Annotated in this window: 16 protein-coding genes and 1 pseudogene; 10 read left to right on the forward strand and 7 right to left on the reverse strand. The window is 45.5% G+C overall.

What is annotated here, in order from left to right; translation table 11 throughout:
* Positions 1 to 5 precede the first annotated feature (5 nt).
* The 3 genes from BCT49_RS16625 (at position 6) to BCT49_RS16635 (ending at position 1,845) form a co-directional block, all read left to right on the forward strand.
* Positions 6 to 338, forward strand: a complete 333-nt coding sequence (locus BCT49_RS16625) for a DMT family transporter (protein WP_009846216.1) — start codon at positions 6 to 8, stop codon at positions 336 to 338.
* A 145-nt stretch (positions 339 to 483) separates the two neighbouring features.
* Complete coding sequence (locus tag BCT49_RS16630; RefSeq protein ID WP_102436727.1) at positions 484 to 885, forward strand: hypothetical protein; 402 nt, start codon at positions 484 to 486, stop codon at positions 883 to 885.
* Positions 886 to 1,107: 222 nt separating this feature from the next.
* Positions 1,108 to 1,845: an NUDIX hydrolase gene (locus BCT49_RS16635; protein ID WP_102436729.1), complete on the forward strand. Its 738-nt coding sequence runs from the start codon at positions 1,108 to 1,110 to the stop codon at positions 1,843 to 1,845.
* Between the two features lie 160 nt (positions 1,846 to 2,005).
* Here BCT49_RS16635 and exaC read toward each other — a convergent pair whose 3' ends face one another.
* Positions 2,006 to 3,526, reverse strand: coding sequence for an acetaldehyde dehydrogenase ExaC (exaC, locus tag BCT49_RS16640; RefSeq protein WP_102436732.1), 1,521 nt, complete (start codon positions 3,524 to 3,526; stop codon positions 2,006 to 2,008).
* Between the two features lie 355 nt (positions 3,527 to 3,881).
* Here exaC and BCT49_RS16645 point away from each other — a divergent pair, with 355 nt between their 5' ends.
* Complete coding sequence (locus tag BCT49_RS16645; RefSeq protein WP_102436734.1) at positions 3,882 to 5,672, forward strand: sigma-54-dependent Fis family transcriptional regulator; 1,791 nt, start codon at positions 3,882 to 3,884, stop codon at positions 5,670 to 5,672.
* A gap of 110 nt (positions 5,673 to 5,782) precedes the next feature.
* A complete protein-coding gene (locus BCT49_RS16650; protein ID WP_102436736.1) occupies positions 5,783 to 7,285 on the forward strand; it encodes an FAD-binding domain-containing protein in 1,503 nt (500 codons plus the stop codon).
* On the opposite strand, the gene BCT49_RS16655 is transcribed toward BCT49_RS16650, so the two are convergent.
* Positions 7,254 to 8,087: a LysR family transcriptional regulator gene (locus BCT49_RS16655; protein WP_102436738.1), complete on the reverse strand. Its 834-nt coding sequence runs from the start codon at positions 8,085 to 8,087 to the stop codon at positions 7,254 to 7,256. The genes BCT49_RS16650 and BCT49_RS16655 overlap by 32 nt on opposite strands.
* A gap of 116 nt (positions 8,088 to 8,203) precedes the next feature.
* On the opposite strand from BCT49_RS16655, the gene BCT49_RS16660 reads away from it, so the two are divergent.
* Positions 8,204 to 8,851 (forward strand): glutathione S-transferase family protein, encoded by a 648-nt coding sequence (locus tag BCT49_RS16660; RefSeq protein WP_102436740.1) that lies wholly within the window; start codon positions 8,204 to 8,206, stop codon positions 8,849 to 8,851.
* Positions 8,852 to 8,955: 104 nt separating this feature from the next.
* Here BCT49_RS16660 and BCT49_RS16665 read toward each other — a convergent pair whose 3' ends face one another.
* From BCT49_RS16665 to BCT49_RS16675, 3 genes are all read right to left on the reverse strand, one after another.
* Positions 8,956 to 9,894 carry a LysR family transcriptional regulator gene (locus BCT49_RS16665; protein ID WP_048658969.1) on the reverse strand — a complete coding sequence of 313 codons (939 nt, stop codon included), beginning with the start codon at positions 9,892 to 9,894 and terminating at the stop codon, positions 8,956 to 8,958.
* 121 nt (positions 9,895 to 10,015) lie between these two features.
* The gene (locus tag BCT49_RS16670) at positions 10,016 to 11,509 is read right to left on the reverse strand and encodes a DUF1254 domain-containing protein (protein ID WP_102436742.1); all 1,494 of its coding nucleotides are present in this window, start codon (positions 11,507 to 11,509) and stop codon (positions 10,016 to 10,018) included.
* 119 nt (positions 11,510 to 11,628) lie between these two features.
* Positions 11,629 to 13,107, reverse strand: coding sequence for a DUF1214 domain-containing protein (locus tag BCT49_RS16675; RefSeq protein WP_102436874.1), 1,479 nt, complete (start codon positions 13,105 to 13,107; stop codon positions 11,629 to 11,631).
* A gap of 278 nt (positions 13,108 to 13,385) precedes the next feature.
* Between BCT49_RS16675 and BCT49_RS16680 the strand changes: the two genes are divergently transcribed.
* Complete coding sequence (locus BCT49_RS16680; RefSeq protein ID WP_102436744.1) at positions 13,386 to 14,828, forward strand: N-acylglucosamine 2-epimerase; 1,443 nt, start codon at positions 13,386 to 13,388, stop codon at positions 14,826 to 14,828.
* A 214-nt stretch (positions 14,829 to 15,042) separates the two neighbouring features.
* Here the strand turns inward: BCT49_RS16680 and BCT49_RS16685 are convergent, their stop codons facing one another.
* Both BCT49_RS16685 and BCT49_RS16690 read right to left on the reverse strand, forming a co-directional pair.
* Positions 15,043 to 15,450 (reverse strand): hypothetical protein, encoded by a 408-nt coding sequence (locus BCT49_RS16685; RefSeq protein WP_029223609.1) that lies wholly within the window; start codon positions 15,448 to 15,450, stop codon positions 15,043 to 15,045.
* Positions 15,451 to 15,643: 193 nt separating this feature from the next.
* Positions 15,644 to 16,977: pseudogene (locus tag BCT49_RS16690) on the reverse strand (ferredoxin reductase family protein).
* Positions 16,978 to 17,156: 179 nt separating this feature from the next.
* On the opposite strand from BCT49_RS16690, the gene BCT49_RS16695 reads away from it, so the two are divergent.
* From BCT49_RS16695 to BCT49_RS16705, 3 genes are all read left to right on the forward strand, one after another.
* A complete protein-coding gene (locus BCT49_RS16695) occupies positions 17,157 to 17,846 on the forward strand; it encodes a flavin reductase family protein (protein ID WP_102436746.1) in 690 nt (229 codons plus the stop codon).
* Between the two features lie 163 nt (positions 17,847 to 18,009).
* Positions 18,010 to 18,801: a CLCA_X family protein gene (locus BCT49_RS16700; protein ID WP_102436748.1), complete on the forward strand. Its 792-nt coding sequence runs from the start codon at positions 18,010 to 18,012 to the stop codon at positions 18,799 to 18,801.
* Positions 18,802 to 18,909: 108 nt separating this feature from the next.
* Positions 18,910 to 19,233 carry a DUF4144 domain-containing protein gene (locus BCT49_RS16705; protein WP_102436750.1) on the forward strand — a complete coding sequence of 108 codons (324 nt, stop codon included), beginning with the start codon at positions 18,910 to 18,912 and terminating at the stop codon, positions 19,231 to 19,233.
* Positions 19,234 to 19,299 lie beyond the last annotated feature (66 nt).

The following is a 19,299-nucleotide window of genomic DNA, read 5'->3' on the forward strand; positions in this document are numbered from 1 at the left end:
CGACTATGAGCTGGTTTTTCTTAATGATGGGCGTGATGGCGGAAGCACTTTCTCACGTAGCACTTAAAGCAACTGATGGTTTTAGCTTATCTAAACCCATTCCTGCTCTATTGGTGATTTCAGGACACTTGGCGGCATTTCTATTTTTGAGCCAAGCCATGAAAGGGATGCCTGTTGGTGTGGTTCACTCTTTGTGGGCGGGTTTGGCTATCGTAACCGTGAGCCTGATTTCTACGTTCGTTTACCGCCAGCACCTCGATACTATGGTGTGGATCGGTATGTTATTTGTGGCAGCAGGTGTTGTGATGATCAACCTATCTCAAGGTCACTCGCACTAGTGTAGATAGTGGCTTATGAACAGTGTGTCAATTCATTCAAACTTCCTAACAGACAGGTGATGCCTTCACTTATTCATACTCTTACAATCAGCAAATCAAACCTGTTACCATAGCGTCTTCAACATCACCTATTTTGAAGGTTGCTATGAAAGCAATTAAGACTCTTTTCTTCCTGATGGTTTTGCTGAGCGGTCTGTTTACCGCTTGGCTGTTTATCCCGATTCCAGCGACCATGGACAAGCAAACGCTCGATGTTCCATTAACGGAACCATTCAAGCTTGTCGCGTACCGCAGCAACCCGAATGATGCCAGTAAGCCGCTCACTTACCACTACTATGTGATTTCTGATGTGGTTGGCGTGGACGACATGGACCCGTTTTTGATTACCACAGACCAGTTCGTGAAGCTTGGCGAATTCGATGAGAACACGTTTAATTTAACGGTTAACGGTAAGATCGAGAGCTATACCAACGATTTGTGGGTCAAAAAAGCCGACGGCAAACTGCAGCACTGGTACGTAAGTGTTGATACGAACTATATTCGTTAGAATAGACCTTAGATAAGATTTATCTTCAGACTGCGCTTTGGCTTCCAAGCGCAGTTTTTGTTTCTAGCCGCCCGCTTTACACTCTACTCTTTTCCACTTTCACCCGTGACTGCCGTACTCTTAAAAATGCTACAAGCAGAGCAGGTTTTATAAGCCCTTAAGATACGATAAGCTCCACCTATGCTCGACTCCCAATAAATCAAAAATAATAAAGGATCACCCGTGGAATTTACGCTCGACAAATTTAACGGCATCATCATCGACCCAGCAACAGCCCCTCACGATGCTGGCTCATTCAATGCCGAACTTAGCCAGATCACCGAATTTTCAAAGCAAAATAACAAAGGCATCATTTGGATTAGTTTGCCTATTTCGTTCTCGCACCTTATTCCGGTGGCGACTGAGCTTGGCTTTGTGTTTCACAACTGCTTAGAAGAAGAGATTACGCTGATTCATAAATCCGAGATTGTAGAATTTGTACCTTTCATCCCTACCCACACCTTGGGCGCTGGCGCGTTGATCACCAACGAACACAACCAAGTGCTGATGATCAAAGAGCACGGCATGACGGGTTACAAATTACCGGGGGGTCATATTGAATTGGGTGAAGGCATTGAAGAATCGGTAGTTCGAGAAACCTTGGAAGAGACTGGCATAGAAGCAACATTCGTGTCTGTAGTTGGTATGGCGACAAGGCACCCGTATCAATTCGGTAAATCAAACCTCTACTTTATTTGTCACCTTATCGCTCAAACTCAAGAGATCGCGATTCAAGACACTGACGAGATTGCAGAAGCTAAATGGATTGATGTTGAAGAGTATATTAACAACCCCGACAGCTACCCGTTCAACCGCCAGTTAGTCGGTTCTTTGATAGGCAAACAAGGATTAGAGCTTACCCAACTAGAAGGCAACTATGGCCCTGTCCACAAGCCAGAGATCTTCTTTTCGCAAAGCTAGAACGATTCAGACATAAAAACGCCCAACTCTAATGAATTGGGCGTTTTGGTTTTGCTTTCACTTTTTATTTTTCTTGATTAAGCCGACTGCGTTGTTAGTTATTCTTCACTCCCTCAACTATCTAACACTTAAAGCTAATCCGTCTTAGAACATATCTGTTTTAGAAAAATCCTAGTGGATTGGTATCGTAGCTGATCAGCAGGTTCTTGGTATTTTGGTAGTGGTCGAGCATCATCTTGTGCGTCTCACGGCCGATGCCTGATTTCTTATAACCACCAAACGCGGCGTGCGCTGGATAAGCGTGGTAACAGTTCACCCAAATACGCCCCGCTTCAATATTGCGACCCATGCGATACGCTAGGTTTGCATCACGCGTCCAAACGCCAGCACCCAAGCCATATTCGGTATCGTTGGCGATCTCAAGCGCTTCTGCTTCATCTTTAAACGTCGTTACCGCGATAACTGGGCCGAAGATCTCTTCTTGGAACACACGCATCTTGTTGTGCCCTTCCAGCATGGTTGGTTGAATGTAAAAACCATTGCCGAGATCATCTGGTTGCTGCGCGATTTCACCACCTGTCAGCACTTTCGCACCTTCTTGACGACCGATTTCTAGGTAGCTAAGAATCTTATCGAACTGTTCTTTAGAGGCTTGTGCGCCAACCTGAGTATCAGTATCTAACGGGTTACCTTGCTTAATGGTTTGAGCGCGCTCGACTACCTTGGCGATGAACTTGTCGTAGACCGATTCATGGATCAACACACGTGATGGACAGGTACACACTTCACCTTGGTTGAAGAACGCAAGCAGCATGCCTTCGACACACTTATCAAGGTATTCGTCTTCGTGGTTAAAGATATCTGGGAAGTAGATGTTTGGAGACTTACCGCCAAGCTCAACCGTTGATGGAATCAAGCTTTCAGCCGCACATTTCAGAATATGATGCCCAACTTCAGTTGAGCCAGTAAACGCCAACTTAGCCAAACGATCGCTAGTTGCTAATGCTTGGCCTGCTTCGCTACCAAAACCATTCACGATGTTGACCACGCCTGCTGGTAGAAGATCGGCGATCTTTTCCATCATCACCAGAATCGATGTCGGTGTTTGCTCGGCTGGCTTCATCACCACACAACAGCCTGCTGCTAATGCGGGTGCCAGTTTCCAAGCCGCCATTAAAATCGGGAAGTTCCAAGGAATAATCTGCCCTACTACACCAATTGGCTCAGGAAAGTGGTAGCTTGCTGTGTTTGAATCTAGCTCTGCTGCGCTGCCTTCTTGCGCTCGAATACAACCCGCGAAATAACGGAAGTGATCGACAACCAAAGGAATATCTGCCGCCAGAGTTTCACGCACAGGCTTGCCGTTTTCCCATGTTTCAGCGACTGCGATTTCTTCTAGGTTTGCTTCAATGCGGTCGGCAATTTTAAGTAGGATGTTCGAACGTTCAGTCACACTGGTCGCAGCCCAACTTGCACGAGCTGCATGCGCGGCATCGAGTGCCAAGCTAATGTCCGCCTCGGTTGAGCGTGCAACTTGGCAATACACCTGACCATTCACTGGGGAAGTGTTATCAAAATACTCGCCGCTAACAGGCTTCACCCACTCGCCACCGATAAAGTTTTCGTATTGCGCTTTAAAGTTAACCACTGCGTTATCACTACCCGGCTGTGCGTAAATCATAGTTAGATCCTTCTTTGATTTTTAGTCGTTGTTTATTCGTTATTGAGCTTATGTTATCGAGCTAGTATGGCGGCTTCCCTTGAGAACAGATCCCGTGAGAAGAAAGCTCGCAAGAAGAGAGCCACCATGTTTATGCTTTCTGTTTAAAACACTGATACTTCGTGTTTTCTTCACAACAGTAACAACGCAAATCACACGCCAGAACTTCAAAACTTGTTGTTAATAAATTGTAAAACTATGATTACCAAACGTTTACAACCCAAAGTGAGTTGGCATTGAACGGACGTATGGAAACCACTCCAGTGTTCAACTGTTCCAAATTGGTACACCCTCACTGTTACGACATGGAACAGTCATGCACCTTCAACAAGCAAACACCTCAGATTGGCTTTCGTCTTCTTGGCACCGCAGCACAGAAGCAGGTCTAAAACAGAGAAGACTTCCCGAAGACATTCGCCTGCCGCAATCGATCCTTAAACAGCGACGTCATCAATCGGCTGACTTGATTCAAATCGTCGAGCGCAATGCACTGCCTCTGTTTAATCAGATGTTTGCACGCACTGACAGTCGTTTGATTCTGACGGATATTGAGGGTGTAATTCTGGCAAGTTGGGGACAGGAGCGGTTTAAAGAGAAACTGACGTCAATTGCACTCAGCTCTGGGGCATGTTGGCAGGAACAACTGAAAGGCACTAACGCGATTGGCACCGCCATTGTTGAAGCCAAGCCCGTATCCATCATTGGCGAACAGCACTTCATCCACCAGCATCGATTCATCAGTTGCTCAGCAAGCCCGGTGTTCGATCATCAAGGTCAAATGGTTGGCGTATTGGACATCACCAGTGAGCAGCAACAACACGACAGTTCCGTTCAATTGCTGGTTCAAAATATGGTTCAGCTTGTTGAAAACCAGCTACTGAGTCATATCCCGCAAGGCACGACTCGAATCGACCTCGCGTGTGAGAAATCGTTATTGCACAGTGGTTGGCAAGGGATTGTGATAGCGAATGAAGCAGGTGAAGTAGTGGCGCACAATCAGGTTGCCTCCCAACTACTGGATCAAACCTCGATCGTTGGCGAATGCATAGATACCCTCTTCAATCGAACCTCATTAGATACACCCTTTGTATTTGAAAAACAGCACCTCAAACGAACGACTACCAAACGTACGCGTTCACTCTCAGCATCGTGCGATTTACATCACGGTGAACAACAAATTGAACATGCTTGGCAGCAAGCCAACAAGGTAATAGACAAAGGGATCAGCTTGTTGATCTTAGGAGAAACTGGGGTTGGCAAAGGCGAGTTTGTTAAGGCGTTACACAAGCAAAGCCAACGTAAATCTTCGCCCTTAGTGGCGGTGAATTGCGGTGCGCTACCGAAAGATCTTATCGAATCTGAACTGTTTGGTTATGCACCAGGCGCTTTTACAGGAGCAAGCCACAAAGGCTTCCAAGGCAAGATCCGCCAAGCAGATAAGGGAATTCTGTTTCTAGATGAGATTGCCGACATGCCATTGGAAGCTCAGTGCCGATTGCTGCATGTTCTGCAAGATAAGTCCGTTGTGCCTGTGGGTTCAAATCAGAGCTATCAAGTCGATTGTCAGATCATCGCTGCCACACATAAAAACTTAGAACAATTGGTCGCAACTGGAGAATTTCGACAAGATCTCTTTTATCGCCTGAATGGCTTGGCCTTCACCTTACCAAGCCTGCAACATCGACAAGATAAACATGCCTTAATCGAGCACATTCATCGTAAATACGCCGAAGACGAACAGACAATCTGCCCGCACTTAATGAGTTTGCTGTGCGCCTATTCATGGCCCGGTAATATCCGCGAATTAGACAACTTACTTAAGGTTGCAGCTCTATTGGCAAGTGACGAACCACAGCTCACACTCGAACATGTACCTAGCCACCTTGCTCAACACCTCACGTCATTAGCGCAAGATAATAATCATAAGCTCATCACAACCAATGCCATCGAAGGTAGGCCAAAGTCCGATTTAAAAAGTACCGTTGAAGATACCTTGCTGCAAACCTATCAAGCCAACCAAGGTAATATCAGCAAGACTTCACGAATACTGGGTATCAGCCGTAATACCATTTATCGAAAATTGAAAAGCTTGGGGATTCTCCAGTAATCACCAATGACGATCCCAGCCTGCCCTTTCGTTATCAATAAATAAAATTCACTTCCAGTGAGACATTTTGCCCTCAGATTCGTAGTGCTTCAAAACGAACGAGGGCTCAGATGCAAACAATCAACATAGTATGGCTAAAGCGCGATTTAAGACTCACCGACCACGTACCTTTACTGCACGCTTTATCAGATAAACACCCAACGATATTGCTCTACATTTTCGAACCCATGCTGCTAAACAATGCCCACTATTCTGAGCGACATTGGCGATTTGTTTGGCAATCACTGCAATGTATGAACCAGTCGTTGAAAGAGCATGGACATGAGGTTTCAGTACTCCATGGCAATGCTGTGGACTGCTTCGAAGCGATCCAATCTCGTTACCACATAAAAAACGTCTTCTCTCACCAAGAGATAGGGTTAAATTGCACCTTTGAGCGCGACGTACAACTCTCTGCTTGGCTTAAAGAGCACGACATCCCGTGGCAAGAGTTCGCACAGGGCGCTGTGGTGAGAGGGTCGAAAAACAGAATCGGTTGGGACAAGCACTGGAACAGTGTCATGCGCGCGCCCATAGCAGAAAGTCAGTTGACCACGGAATCACTGCATGCTCTTGACGCTGAAGAGCTTGAGTTAGCCATCGAGCCTCCACAAGCATGGTTAACCAAAGGTAACGGAATACAAACGGGCGGCAGCGCACTGGCATGGGCAACTTTGCATGATTTCTTTGAACGCCGTGGTCGCGATTACTACCGCAGTATCTCAAGCCCTGAAGCCTCACGACATGCCTGTACTCGCCTATCCCCATATTTGGCTTGGGGCAACATATCGCTGCGTGAAGTTTATCAACACCTATTGGGACACTGGCAAGTCGCAGGATTTCGTCGCAGCTTGATTGCACTCTCCTCTAGGCTTCATTGGCACTGTCATTTCATACAGAAGTTTGAATCGGAATGCGATATGGAATTTCGCTGCATCAATCACGCCTACGAGAAGTTATTGCAGAATGAAACGCTAAAAGATCCAGCACGTTTACAGGCATGGAAGATGGGATTAACAGGCGTGCCATTGGTCGATGCCTGTATGCGCTGCCTGCATCATACGGGGTATATTAATTTCCGCATGCGCTCAATGCTGGTGAGCTTTCTCACGCATCATATGAATATGGACTGGCGTGATGGTGTCACTCACTTGGCTCAGCTGTTCCTCGATTTTGAACCTGGCATTCATTATCCACAGTTTCAAATGCAAGCTGGGGTAACGGGCATCAACACCATCCGAATTTACAACCCAACCAAGCAAGCCCAAGAACACGATTCTGATGGAGATTTCATCCGAAAATGGGTACCAGAACTTTCAGACATACCCACTCCACTTCTGTTTGAACCGTGGAAGATGACTCCCATGGAGGTGATGATGCATGAGCTTGAACCAGATTCTCCTTACCTTAATCCGGTCGTCGATCTCGACACTAGCGCAAAAGAAGCGCGGGTGCGTTTATGGTCGTGGCGAAAACTGACTGAGGTAAAACAAGAACGAAGTCGAATTTTGGCTCGCCATGTCAGGCCGTCGAAAAAGAAGCCTAATCAGAGTCCAACTCGACAAGTTGATTGAGCACTTCCTTGTCTAACACAGGATGATGTTTGCTTGCGAGGATCAAAACAATATCGACCGAAGGTAACGGCGGCATATCTTCAAGAACGTTTAAATCCGGAGTCACGCTGAGCTTGCCCATTGCACCAACCGCTAGGCCTGCTTTTACTATCGCGCGCTGCGCCGAAGCGGTATTGCTGCAAGCCAACAGTTGATAGGGCGTTCCCTGTTTAGCTAAACCATTGACCGCGGCTGCGTGATATTTACAATCGGTCTGAAACAGAGCCAATGGAATCGGCTTTGAATCATCGAGCATAAAATCAGGGCTGCTTATCCAAACTCCGGTATCACTGGTGAGCCAATGCCCCTCTTCGCTGTCAGGCGCTCTGGTGACAATCGCCGCATCTAAACGGCCATCATCCAACCACTCTCTCAGCGTAATGCTTGGCAGGCTAAATATTTGAATGGAACAGGTAGGTTCTGCTTGCTGTAACAGGCGAATGACTTTTGGAAGAATGGTGTCATTGTAATCTTCAGGACAACCTAATCGTAGGGGCTGTTTGTCCTCATAACGCTTTACTTGTTTCAGCGCGGTATTGTGAAGGGCGACCAGCTGCTCCGCATGAGAGCGCAGCGCCAAGCCCGCTTCCGTGAGTATTAAGTTACGGCCCTCTTTCTGAAACAGAGTGACATTCAGTTCCTCTTCCAGTTTACGCATCTGAGCACTAAACGCGGATTGGGTGCGATTGATCTGTTTCGCAGCACGCGTGAAGCTACTGGTTTCCACGAACGCGAGAAAACCTCGCAGAGCATCAATATCCATGCTGAATTAACCACCCATCGTTTTTATTAATGTAATACATCAAAATTATCCGTTAGTTCGCCGCAATACAATCCCTTAAGCTCAAAAGCATATTCACCAAACACAGGGAAGCATCTATGCAGCTTTATATTGGAAACCAAAACTACTCTACTTGGTCACTGCGCGCTTGGCTAATCTTCGATAATTACAACCTGAATGCCGAAGTCATCAAACTCAAGCTTTTCACCTCGGATTTTTATGACACGCTAGCATTAGTGACACCGACAGCAAAAGTGCCGACTCTGGTCGATGGTGATGTCGCGGTGTGGGATTCGTTGGCGATTCTTGAATACATTAACGAAACCTATTTAGACGGTGCTGCATGGCCTGAATCACGCGAAGAACGTGCTCTCGCCAGAGCAATTGCTGCAGAAATGCATTCGGGTTTTTCTGATGTAAGAAATGAAATGCCGATGAACTGCCGAGCAAGAAGAACACTCTCACTCAGTGAAGGCGCGCTTAAAGATATCGCTCGTATCGACCAAATATGGTCCACGCAAATGGAACAATACCCAGAGGGTTGGTTGTTTGGTGAATGGTCGATTGCAGATGCGATGTTTGCCCCTGTCGCCATCCGAGTACAAACTTACGGCATTGAGCTTTCTGAAAAAGCGGCGCTATACCAACAACGCGCGCTCAACAGCCCATCAATACAAAAATGGCAAGCAGAAGCGAGTCTAGAAACCGATGTGGTTGAAGAGGATGAGGCGGGCAAGCCTGTATAAATAGTTAGCAATGAGTCTCGATAAGGGCATCGAGGCTCATTCGTTGTTAAGTGGTTAATTAGCTAGTTAATTAGCCAGAAGGGTTTCACTAGAGCGCGTTGTTCTCAAAGTATGTTGTTCAACAGCTCACTAAATCTGGACGCTATCCACTGATGCGAAGCGGATGTAAATGTACGCTGGTGCTGCAATAAATAGAGGTCTACGTGATATTGTTTACTGTCTACGAAATCGTAAATGTCCACAAACCGACTATCGAAATCCGGTAGTGAACTCAGCGCGTTCATACCAAAAATTACCGCATCTGAGCGAGACGCAATCTCCATTAACACATGAGTTTGAGTACTTCTAAGTTTTGGTCGTTTATCGCTTTCAAGCTCTAACAATATTTGCTGAAGAGGCGTGTTGAATGCTTGTTTGTGATCCTCTTCTACATTCATCGCGAGCACCGGGTATCGCATGATTTCATCTAACGTAGCGTTTCTCCCCACTAGAGGATGGTCCCTCCGAACAAACAGCTTTGGGTAAATGGTTCCTAACTTTGTCGCTTGGTATTTTTGATCTAGCGAACTCGAATAATGAATCGCAAAATCTAACTTCCCTTTATCTAGCAAATCATAAGGATTACTTTTCGCTGCCATTTCTATCAAGTTCACATCCGGAGCTTCATCAAATAGCCCCAAAGCCAAATTAGGAAGAATGGTACTGCCCAGAAAAGTAGGCAAGGAGATCGAAAACGTATCGTTACATTCTCGAGGATCAAATTGATTACGCTGAAACAACGCACTGAGTTGTGGCAGAATGTGTTGCAGTTCTTTGCCTAACTCTAATGATTTTGCTGTCGGTGTCAGGCCTGTCGATGTTCGAATAAAGAGAGGATCATCGAACGTTTCTCTCAACCGTTTTAAGCTCCGACTCATGGCTGACTGCGAAACAAACAACGCCTTAGCAGCATTGGTGACATTACGTTCTTTAAGCAACGTATCAAAGGCCACCAGCAGATTTAAGTCGACTCGATTCAACTGATATGAAATATCTTTTTGCATAAGTCCTCTAGCTAGCTTGAACAATGACATTGTTTAGAATGAAATTACCATAACATGAAAAGATACCCCCAGTTAAAGGGGTATCCAATCTAGATTAGCTTTCGATTCTACTTTGATAGAATCACTTGTTTACTTTAATAAAATCACTTGGCTTCCATGAATTATCAAACCATTTTTCAGTCGGTGAATACATGCGGAAGATGATATTAAAACCCTTACCTTCCGTCGTTTGAACCCAGTTATTTTCCATTCCTTTTGGTGCATTGGGAGCAAAGTGGATGGTGATAGAACCATCGGCATTTTTCTGAATACCGTCACTCAAACCATCAATACCCGCAGACTTTTGATCCGTTTCTAACATAGAACGCGTCTGATTATCGTAGATCATAAATGACCAAAATTTCTCTACTGGCGCATTTGGCGGCAGTGTCACCGTGTAATGTTGACTACCATCCAGTACTTCCTTGTTTGCATCACGTGTCGCCAATAAGTAATCCGAGCCTTTGCCTACGGTTTTTGTCACCATATCAGGGGTAATACCCGTCGCCATGAAGTGGAAGGTGGCTCGCATGTCCGAGTCAATCACACCATTCTCATCTTTAAATTCATGGCCTGAGACTAACGGAGTAAACCATTGTCTATCATCGTAGCGGAACATTTCCTCTTTAGGATGAAAGTAGGTTGAGCGCGCTTCAGCCGTTGCTATTTTTGCCGCTTCCGACAGTATTTGCTGCATGCGTTTATTAGGAGCAAACTCCTGACCTTTTTCTATCCCAATATCTTTGGCTAGCGACAGCCATTCAGCATCAAAAATAGCCGTAGGCTCATATTGAATCAATGCGTTGATTTCATCATAAAACGTCGCGTCCATTGCATGAATGGTGTTGTAGTCGACACCTGAAATGTTCATGAACTCTGTCTTATCTTCTTCTCCATACGGGTAAAGCTTGGTGGTCGCTTTTAATGCTTCAATGCTTTCTTTCATCTCTTCTGGATAGCTCACAAGGCGAAGTAATAACCAGTGTTGGTAGCCTTCACTGACAATCTCAATGTATCCCTCTGGTACTTCGCCTTTCCATGATGAATGACGAATAAAGTACTTCCCTGATTTAGCGACATTGTCTGGGTGAGTCACACCAATTCTGTCTACATATTTAAATGCAGCATTGTCGAGCAAACCAAGCACTAGAGTGGGAATATCCAAAATAATTGGGCCATTTCTTACATCAATTTCTGATGTGATATACGGTGTGGTCGTGTTCGCTGTTAACCAAAGGCTATTCGCGTCTAGATTATCTTCAGAAATTGCGATGGTTTGATTCGGCTTCATTCCAATGCTTTCATGTCCCAACAATAATCCTTGTATTGAAGCAACTGGGATACCGGATAGAAAAACACGAACGGCATTGGATACCTGAACAAAATCTTGAACCTTGGTGTGTGTTTCGGCTGTCGGTGCGCCATCGGTATAATTCAGTTCACCTAGATAGGTAGACTCAACCTTATTTGGTGTGATGATGCTCTCTGGTACTTGTGCGCTAAATTTAGGCTCCGCAAATGCGAAAGACGAACAACCTAAAGTAATCAGCAACGTAGCAATAATCGATTTTTTCATAATAGTTTCTCTTGTCTAAAGTGATTCACATAGCCTAGGCCGCACCAATTTATATTCTTCGCTTAGGTGTCACGCTCTAGGCTATTTATTTCCAGAAACGGGTTAGCGTTTATTGCTGGTTAGCCACTGATTTTTTCCATGTCTTCAAGCATCCAGTTTTTAAAGAACGTCTTCGATGTTGGACGGTAAAGTCGGAACAGTAAGAAGTAATCTTCACCACCGGTAGGAACCCAGTTTTCCTCTTGTCCTTTTGGTGCTTCTGGGCCGAAGTACAAATCGTAAGAACCATCTGGATTCTTTTTCATCGAGTCCGCGTTTCGAGAAGAGAGACCAACTCGGTCGACACCTTTCACGAAGTTCTTAGTTTCCATGTTGTAAACAATGGCAGACCAGAAATCTTCGACTGGAGTATCCGCTGGCACATTAAGCTTGTATGTCGCTTTGCCATCTAGCATCTCACCTTTTGAATCACGTAAACCCGTTAGATAAAAGGTTGAACCGCCCAATTGCTTCGGCAAGTAAGTCACGTAGAAGTACGATGCTGCTCGCTTATCGACTAACACCTCATCTTCATCTACAAATGGAAAGCCAAGCTGAGCTTGAGGGCCAAAATTCCAGAAAGACCATTGCGATAGAGGCTTGCCATTTTCATCTTTCCATAACGCACTCACCGTCTGATCTGGCTCTACGAATTTCGATTGCATGTGCGCATAAGCCATCAATACACCTTCACGTATCGCTTTTTTCTGCTCATCTGTTGGGTCGAATTTTTTGCCTTTTTCGATACCAAGATCCTTTAGCAATGACGCCATCGCCTTGTCTTGAGCTCTGACCGGGTTCTCTTGGATAACGTCATTGATGTCTTGAAAGAACGTCTCGTTGTAATACGGGAGACTGTCATACGCGACTTCCGTTGCATCTAAGTAGTCCGTCTTTGGTGGGTTTTCAGCATCAACAAGATTGTAGATTTTGATTTTCTTCGCATAGTTACCCGCATCTAAATCTGTCGCACCATTGGTTAACGATGGTCTGAATGAAAAACCATACAGATAAGTGTCGGTTTCAAATACAAAATAGCCTTGGCTTTCTAGCGCTTGCTTCGAACCAAACTCGTTGCTGTAACCTGGCGGTAAGAAGAGATATTTGCCCCCTTCACCTTTATCAGCACCTTTATAGCCAACATCTGTGATCGGCACTTCCCACTGGTTCACAACCGAACCAAAATAATTCACTTTGTCTGTTGCTGCTGGCACTTCAATAACGACAGGGCCATTTTTAGAGGTTGTGGTTGCCCACGCATAAGCTGTGGTGTCATTGGCAGTGAGGAACCCCTTTTCTGAGCCGAAAGGTTCGTTCACGTAAACCACGTCATTGTAGTCGCCATTCAAATCACGACGGGTTGCTTTCAAAAAATCAATCTGAGTAACGGCAGGCATATAGTGAATAGCCGTTTGAGTGGCACGCTGCACCATCATTTTGTACTCAAGATTTTCAATCTGTGATGCGCGAACAAGGATGTCGTCGGTATCATCAAACGATTGAGAATAGACAGGCATTGTGCTGATAGTGAGTAGCGAAGCTAATAGAAGTTTTTTCATGTTGAGCATATCTCTTCGTAAAGGTGAAACATTCAATTGTTTAAAAAACATCCTTTGTTTGAACCGAGTATACGAACGCGACCAAAATTCATCCAATGATTTATAGTCATTACTAATTATTCGAATTCTGGATAATGCTAAATGAGATTCGATTAACTCAATGACCTTTAAACTTCCCCTCTAAAGCGCTTTAATTTGATCGATTGTGATCGCCGAATCACAATGTGCAGACCTGATTGTTTATATTCAACTAAATTCAAAACATTAAGATAAACATAATGTTACGAGCAACCATCGCATTACTCAGCGTGGCCAGTTTCGCTGTATCTGCCAATGTCACCCTTCCCTCTGGAGAAGACTGGATCAATCATGCATCAGAAGGGCTGGCACCTTATTGGTTAATGCCTAGCGCGCAGGGAGAACCGATAGGCAACTTCCCCACTTTCCGCTGTGATGATGGAACACTCCTCGATGTTTCTAACGTTTGTCCTGAGTTAGACAAAGGATGGATCACGCCGCACTTTGGCAAAGAGTTCACGCGTATGAAATCGCGTCAAACCTATGCTTACGGTGTGCTCTACCATCTGACCGGAGACAAGCAGGCGTTAGTGCTTGCCAAGCAAGGGGCTTACTACCTTATTGAACACTTAGAAGATCAGCAAAATGGCGGTTTTATAAGCTTCACCAAAGACGGCAAAGCGGGACTTGAGTGGCAACAGCGAACGGCTCAAGATCAAGCGTATGCGCTGGTCGGCCTCGCCATGTATTACTACCTGACGCAAGACAAAAAGGTAGAAGAAGCACTCATCGCCCAACAAGCTTTTATCTTTGATAAGTATCGACTTAACGACAACAGCGGCCTAGCGTGGGTACTTGCTGACGGTGAAGATGGCAAAGCCACACGACGTGAATTGGTCGCACAACTTGATCAGATTAACGGCTACATGCTGTTAGTCGCTCCTTTGCTAAAAGAGCCCACCAAGACAAAATGGCTTGATGATCTGAATTGGCTCACCCAAACCATGGTCGAGCACTACCACTCTGAAGATGAACAACGCTTCTACGGTGCGATTCACAGCACAGCAGCCATGATGCCGAACGCCAATCACAACGATTTTGGACACACCATCAAAGCGTATTGGATGACTTATCTAACAGGCCAAACATTGAAGAACTCTGAATGGAAAGAGTTTGGTATGAAAGGGATGAAGCACACCTTAGACCAAGCTCAATATCAAAAAGAGTTCGTCGATGTATCCCAATACTTTGGCGACAAGCTTCAGAAGGCATGGCAAGGACAAGAGATTACTGGCTGGCAAAGCAGGCCCAACACAAACTGGGCTTCATCATGGGAATGGGCAGAGCTCGACCAAGCTGCAATGACGGTATCGCTTGTCGATGGTTCAATGAAAGAAGCTCTGCAATACACGCTACCGACATTTCATGATGTATGGGTTGACCATAAATACGGCGGCGTAGGGCTTGAACCAAAACGCACCAAAGCTTTCCATTGGGGCAACGGCTATCACCAATTTGAACATGCGTTAATTGGTTATTTGTATGCTCAGCAAGTTGAAGACCAACCCGCAATCTTGCATTACGCAAGGCCAACCGACAGCAAGATTCCATTGGAGCCGTATTACTATCAAGGGGATGTGGTGGAGTTGGAGAACACCGGAGATGGTACGCAGACAGTCAGCTTCAATAACATTCGACCTTAGCGTCTGATATTCACTCGTCGATACTTTTAGCAGAGGTTAACCGTTAAGACGAAAAAGAGATGTCACTAGCCGTTAGCAAAGCCTGAGAAGAGAAGACGCTTTTCAGGCTTTTGAAATACAGATGACCAGCGTTTATTGGTAGGGTTTGAAACTGGTATTTAAGCAAGTAAACCTTATCTGCTCTCAGTTGAGAGGGACCAAGGCATTGCGAAAATCACTTCTTCTTGTTCTGCTCAACCAGCTTTTCATTCCACGCTACGTTGCCGTCTCGCTTGCTGACATCATACTCAGAACAAAACTGCGATATGGTCATGTTGTTGTCGCCAGTTGCTAGCTTTAGCGCTAACTGCACTTGCTGGAGCTTGCTTTGAAGGCGAAGGTTTTGGCCTGCCTTTGGGCTTTTTTCTTTGGCGAACTTTAAGGCGGCATGTTTACGCTCGGCAGCCCCCGCTCGACGATCGGCTTCTGATAATAGATATTTTAGCTGCGCGACACTTTTCCCCTTTTTGAAAGCAGGCTCAAGCAGTTCGACACACTCATCAAATGATGGATTTATAACATACGGATCAATTTTGTGCGCTTGTTGGCGCATCCACTCTAGCGCGAGCTTTTCATCTGACATTTTGCGATCTTTACCAATAAAACAGCCGTACATGGTATCGCTCAATAGCAAACCGCTGCAATAAAAAGTTGACCAAGTTTTGTCTTTTTCACGAGTACTTGTAGGCAGGTATCAATAACGACAAATCGAACAGCTGATCCAACCCCGCAACAAAGAGCCAAACTTGACGCTATTGATACCTCTCTCGGCCTTTTTAACGCATCACAAACAACTCTTCGTGATAGTTCTGGTCAACGTTGAACTTGTACGTATCCAGTTCTTTTTTAAGCGATGTTGAGAACCGCTCTGGCCCGCAGAAATACAGCTCATAATCGTTTAAATCACCACACTGGTGAGCAATGCGTTCAGCGTTTAATCGAGGTGAATGCAAGGTATCAATCACGTTCAGCTTCACTCCAACTTGATGTGCAAGATGCCATAGTTCATCCACCAAATGCTCATCGACACCACGAGTGCAATAGAATAGCTCGATGCGAGAGTGAGTCTTCTCTGTTTTGAGCGCTTCAAGCGTTGCAAAAAACGACGCTACCCCGACACCACCCGCAATCCAAATTTGTGGCTTACTTAAGTCAAACTCAAGTCGACCATAAGGCCCTTCCACCGTAACAGCATCGCCCGCATTTACTCGTTCATAAAGACCATTCGTAAAGTCACCCAACTCTTTAATCAAGAAACGCAGTTCTGAATCTTCGCTACCCGAAACAATGGTGTAAACGGGTGCGGTTCTTCATTACCGAAGCGCAAGTACGCAAACTGCCCTGCTTTATGGCCTCGCCAAGATGTATCGGGCTTTAGCACCAACTCCATCACTTCGGTTTGTGGAAAGTAACGAGTGGAAGAAACAGCAGCAGAGTGACGATTACGACGCCCTACAAAACCTAACAAACTGTACATCGCTGCGACAGACCCAACCAAAGCAAATGCCACCGTTAGGTAATAAATAGGCTGGCCCCAATAGGCATGTTTGAGCAGTAATACCGAGTGAAACGCGATCAAAAGATACGCAACAGACATCAAGCGATGTGACAATTTAAAAGGTTTGTATTTCACTGCTGCCCACAACGACGCCACCAGTAAGACAAGCAATAGATAGAAACCCCACTCGCCAATATTTTCAGCAAAACCGTGTAGCCCATTGACCCACGCTTCCCAACCAGACAAAGCTCTTTCAGGGCCAGAACCGTCATGACGAACAGGTTTAGCCAACACTCCTGACGTCACTAGCCACTTAGGGATCTGGTACCACAACCAGTGTGTCACACCCAGAGCTACACCACCGATACCCAACCATTTGTGGACACGATACGCCTTATCCATACCGTTGAGCCAATTCTCAACCATAGGCAAACGCATCGCCAAGACCATGGTGATGGACATTAACATCAGAGACAACATACCCGAGTACTGAATCATGGCAGAGCGCCATTCAAATACATTGTTTGAAGCGAAAAGTTGCGGTTCCATCGCAAACCAAAAGGCTGACATTATGGCAATCATTGCCCAGAGGATATTGCGAACTGTTTTCATTTTTTAACACTCATAAAGACGACATCATTACTTTAGCTTGCGTGATGTAAAGCGACGTCAACATACGTAAATCTATGCAAAGGCACACGCTCAGCTGATCGTTAGGGGGTGCTTCCGCGTAAATATGATTTGGTTAGTGAACAAGTCGTCGAAAACAAAAAATGAGAAGAAGATAAGATATGAAGGACATGACCCTTTCAAGAAAAGATATCCAAACGATGGATCAGCGAGAACGCGCTCGCTTAATTAACTCCTTATCGGGGTTCAAAAGCGCCAACTTGATTGGTACCTGTGATAAACAAGGGCTAGAAAATCTTGCGGTGGTAAGTTCTGTGGTTCATCTAGGCTCGAACCCACCTTTGTTTGGCTTCATAGTTCGGCCAGCAGAGAGTCGTCGCCACACATTAGAGAATATCCTAGAAACTCAACACTTCACCATCAACAGCATCGGCGCTGACTTTGTTCAAAAAGCGCATCAAACCTCGGCTCGTTATCCAAAGTCGGCATCCGAATTCAAAGCCGTCGGCCTCACCCCTTACTATGACGACATGTTTCCCGCGCCGTTTGTATTAGAAAGTGCACTCAAAATAGGCTTGGTTTTGAAAGAGCAGATATCAATAGAGAGTAATCAAACCCAGATGCTGATTGGAGAGGTTATTACGATTCAAGCACCCAAGTGTGCAGTGATGCCGGATGGCTATCTTGATTTAGAAGCGCTAGATTTAGTCACGATTTCAGGGCTCGATAGCTACCACGTCACGCAAAGGCTTCACCGATTGAGTTACGCCAAGCCAGACAAGTCTCTGTTTCCGCTGACTCGTGAAGGAAGCCCAACGTCATGGGAAGCACGTGAACTCAACTTAGGTTAATTTGTTCGGAAAGTTGCGGTCAAAAATGCTAACTTTCTCTCGTTGCTAAAATACAGTTCACACAAGTACTGCTCATTAAGCACGACTCAAATAGATCTGTCTCAAAAGAGATAAGTCAAAAACAATACATCACTCAACCTAACGTCTGTTTCCAAGGAACACCTTGAAGTTAACTCACTTTAAATACAAGAATCGCAAAGGCCCAGACTATCGCCATGGTGATCAGGTGTCTTTCATGGACATCAAGCAGACCTTTGGTATGGGCAGCATTCGCGTGGGCGCTTGGGTGACGAAAGAAGAGAAGGAGCTAGCCGCGAATCTGATATTCGACTCGCTTGCAGACTTGGCTTACATCTTGGCTTTGCCGCCAGAGGCAATTGGCCTTCGCGGCACGCTAGGCTTAGCCTTTGGCAGTGGCGGCAGAAAAGGCGTGCAAGCACACTACGCACCGAATCAAAGAGAATTAGCGCTCGCTAAGAACGCCGGCGCAGGTGCGCTCGCTCATGAATTTTGGCATGCGTTTGACCACTATATTGCCGAAAAAGCTTTTGAAATTGGTGACACCTCAGGCCCTCGAAAACACATCTTGTTCGCCAGTGACTGTTGGCTACACGATAGAAAGGTGCGACCTCACCCATTAAACGAGAGTTTGATGTCTCTGTTCGATGCCACACTACTCAGCGACAACAACTTGGATAAACACGACTACGTTGCACGCAGTGTTATTGCCGACAAAGCAACGTCTGCCCGTTACTTCTCACTACCCACAGAGATGATGGCTCGAGCCTTTGAATCCGCCATCGAATCCTGCTCAGATATCCAGAACAGTTACCTAGTTGATGGCACAACCAAACCAGACATGTTCCCTCTCTATCCAGATCTCGCACATCGAGACGAAATCTACAATGCGATGCAAGGCTATTTTGCACCGTTAGGCCGCTCTTTGAGCAAGTAGCTCTTTAAGTAAATAGCGTTTTGGTCAGATAGGACAATAGATGACCCAATCTTCAAAACTGTTTATAGTCGAGGCTCAAACTTCAACATCCATGATTTAGAGGCAGTAATGATCAGTTGGCCATCTTTAGTAAAACTCGACGGTGATGATGAACTTATTTACGTCGCATCCGAGAACGATTTTCAAGCAGAATGCTCAGACATGATCTTAGGCGAAGATGATTATCTCATTGATTCTGAAGGCGATAGCTACTCGCTTCAATCAAACTCAAATCAACTGTCTCTAGCGAAACGAGCAAACCAGTATTCGGTTGAAAGCGTGACTAAACTTATTCGAAATCACGAGTTCCAGAAAGCCGAAGTGTGCCTGATGAAGATCCACTTCCTGACTGTCGAAGAAGCAATTCAATCTTTGTCTTTTGAGCCACGTTAATATGGGTTATTAATTCGAAACCTAGTTTCGAATCAGAACTTCCAAACAGTACAAACAAAAACAGCG

This window comes from Vibrio lentus (assembly GCF_002875945.1).
Classification (GTDB): domain Bacteria; phylum Pseudomonadota; class Gammaproteobacteria; order Enterobacterales; family Vibrionaceae; genus Vibrio; species Vibrio apostichopi.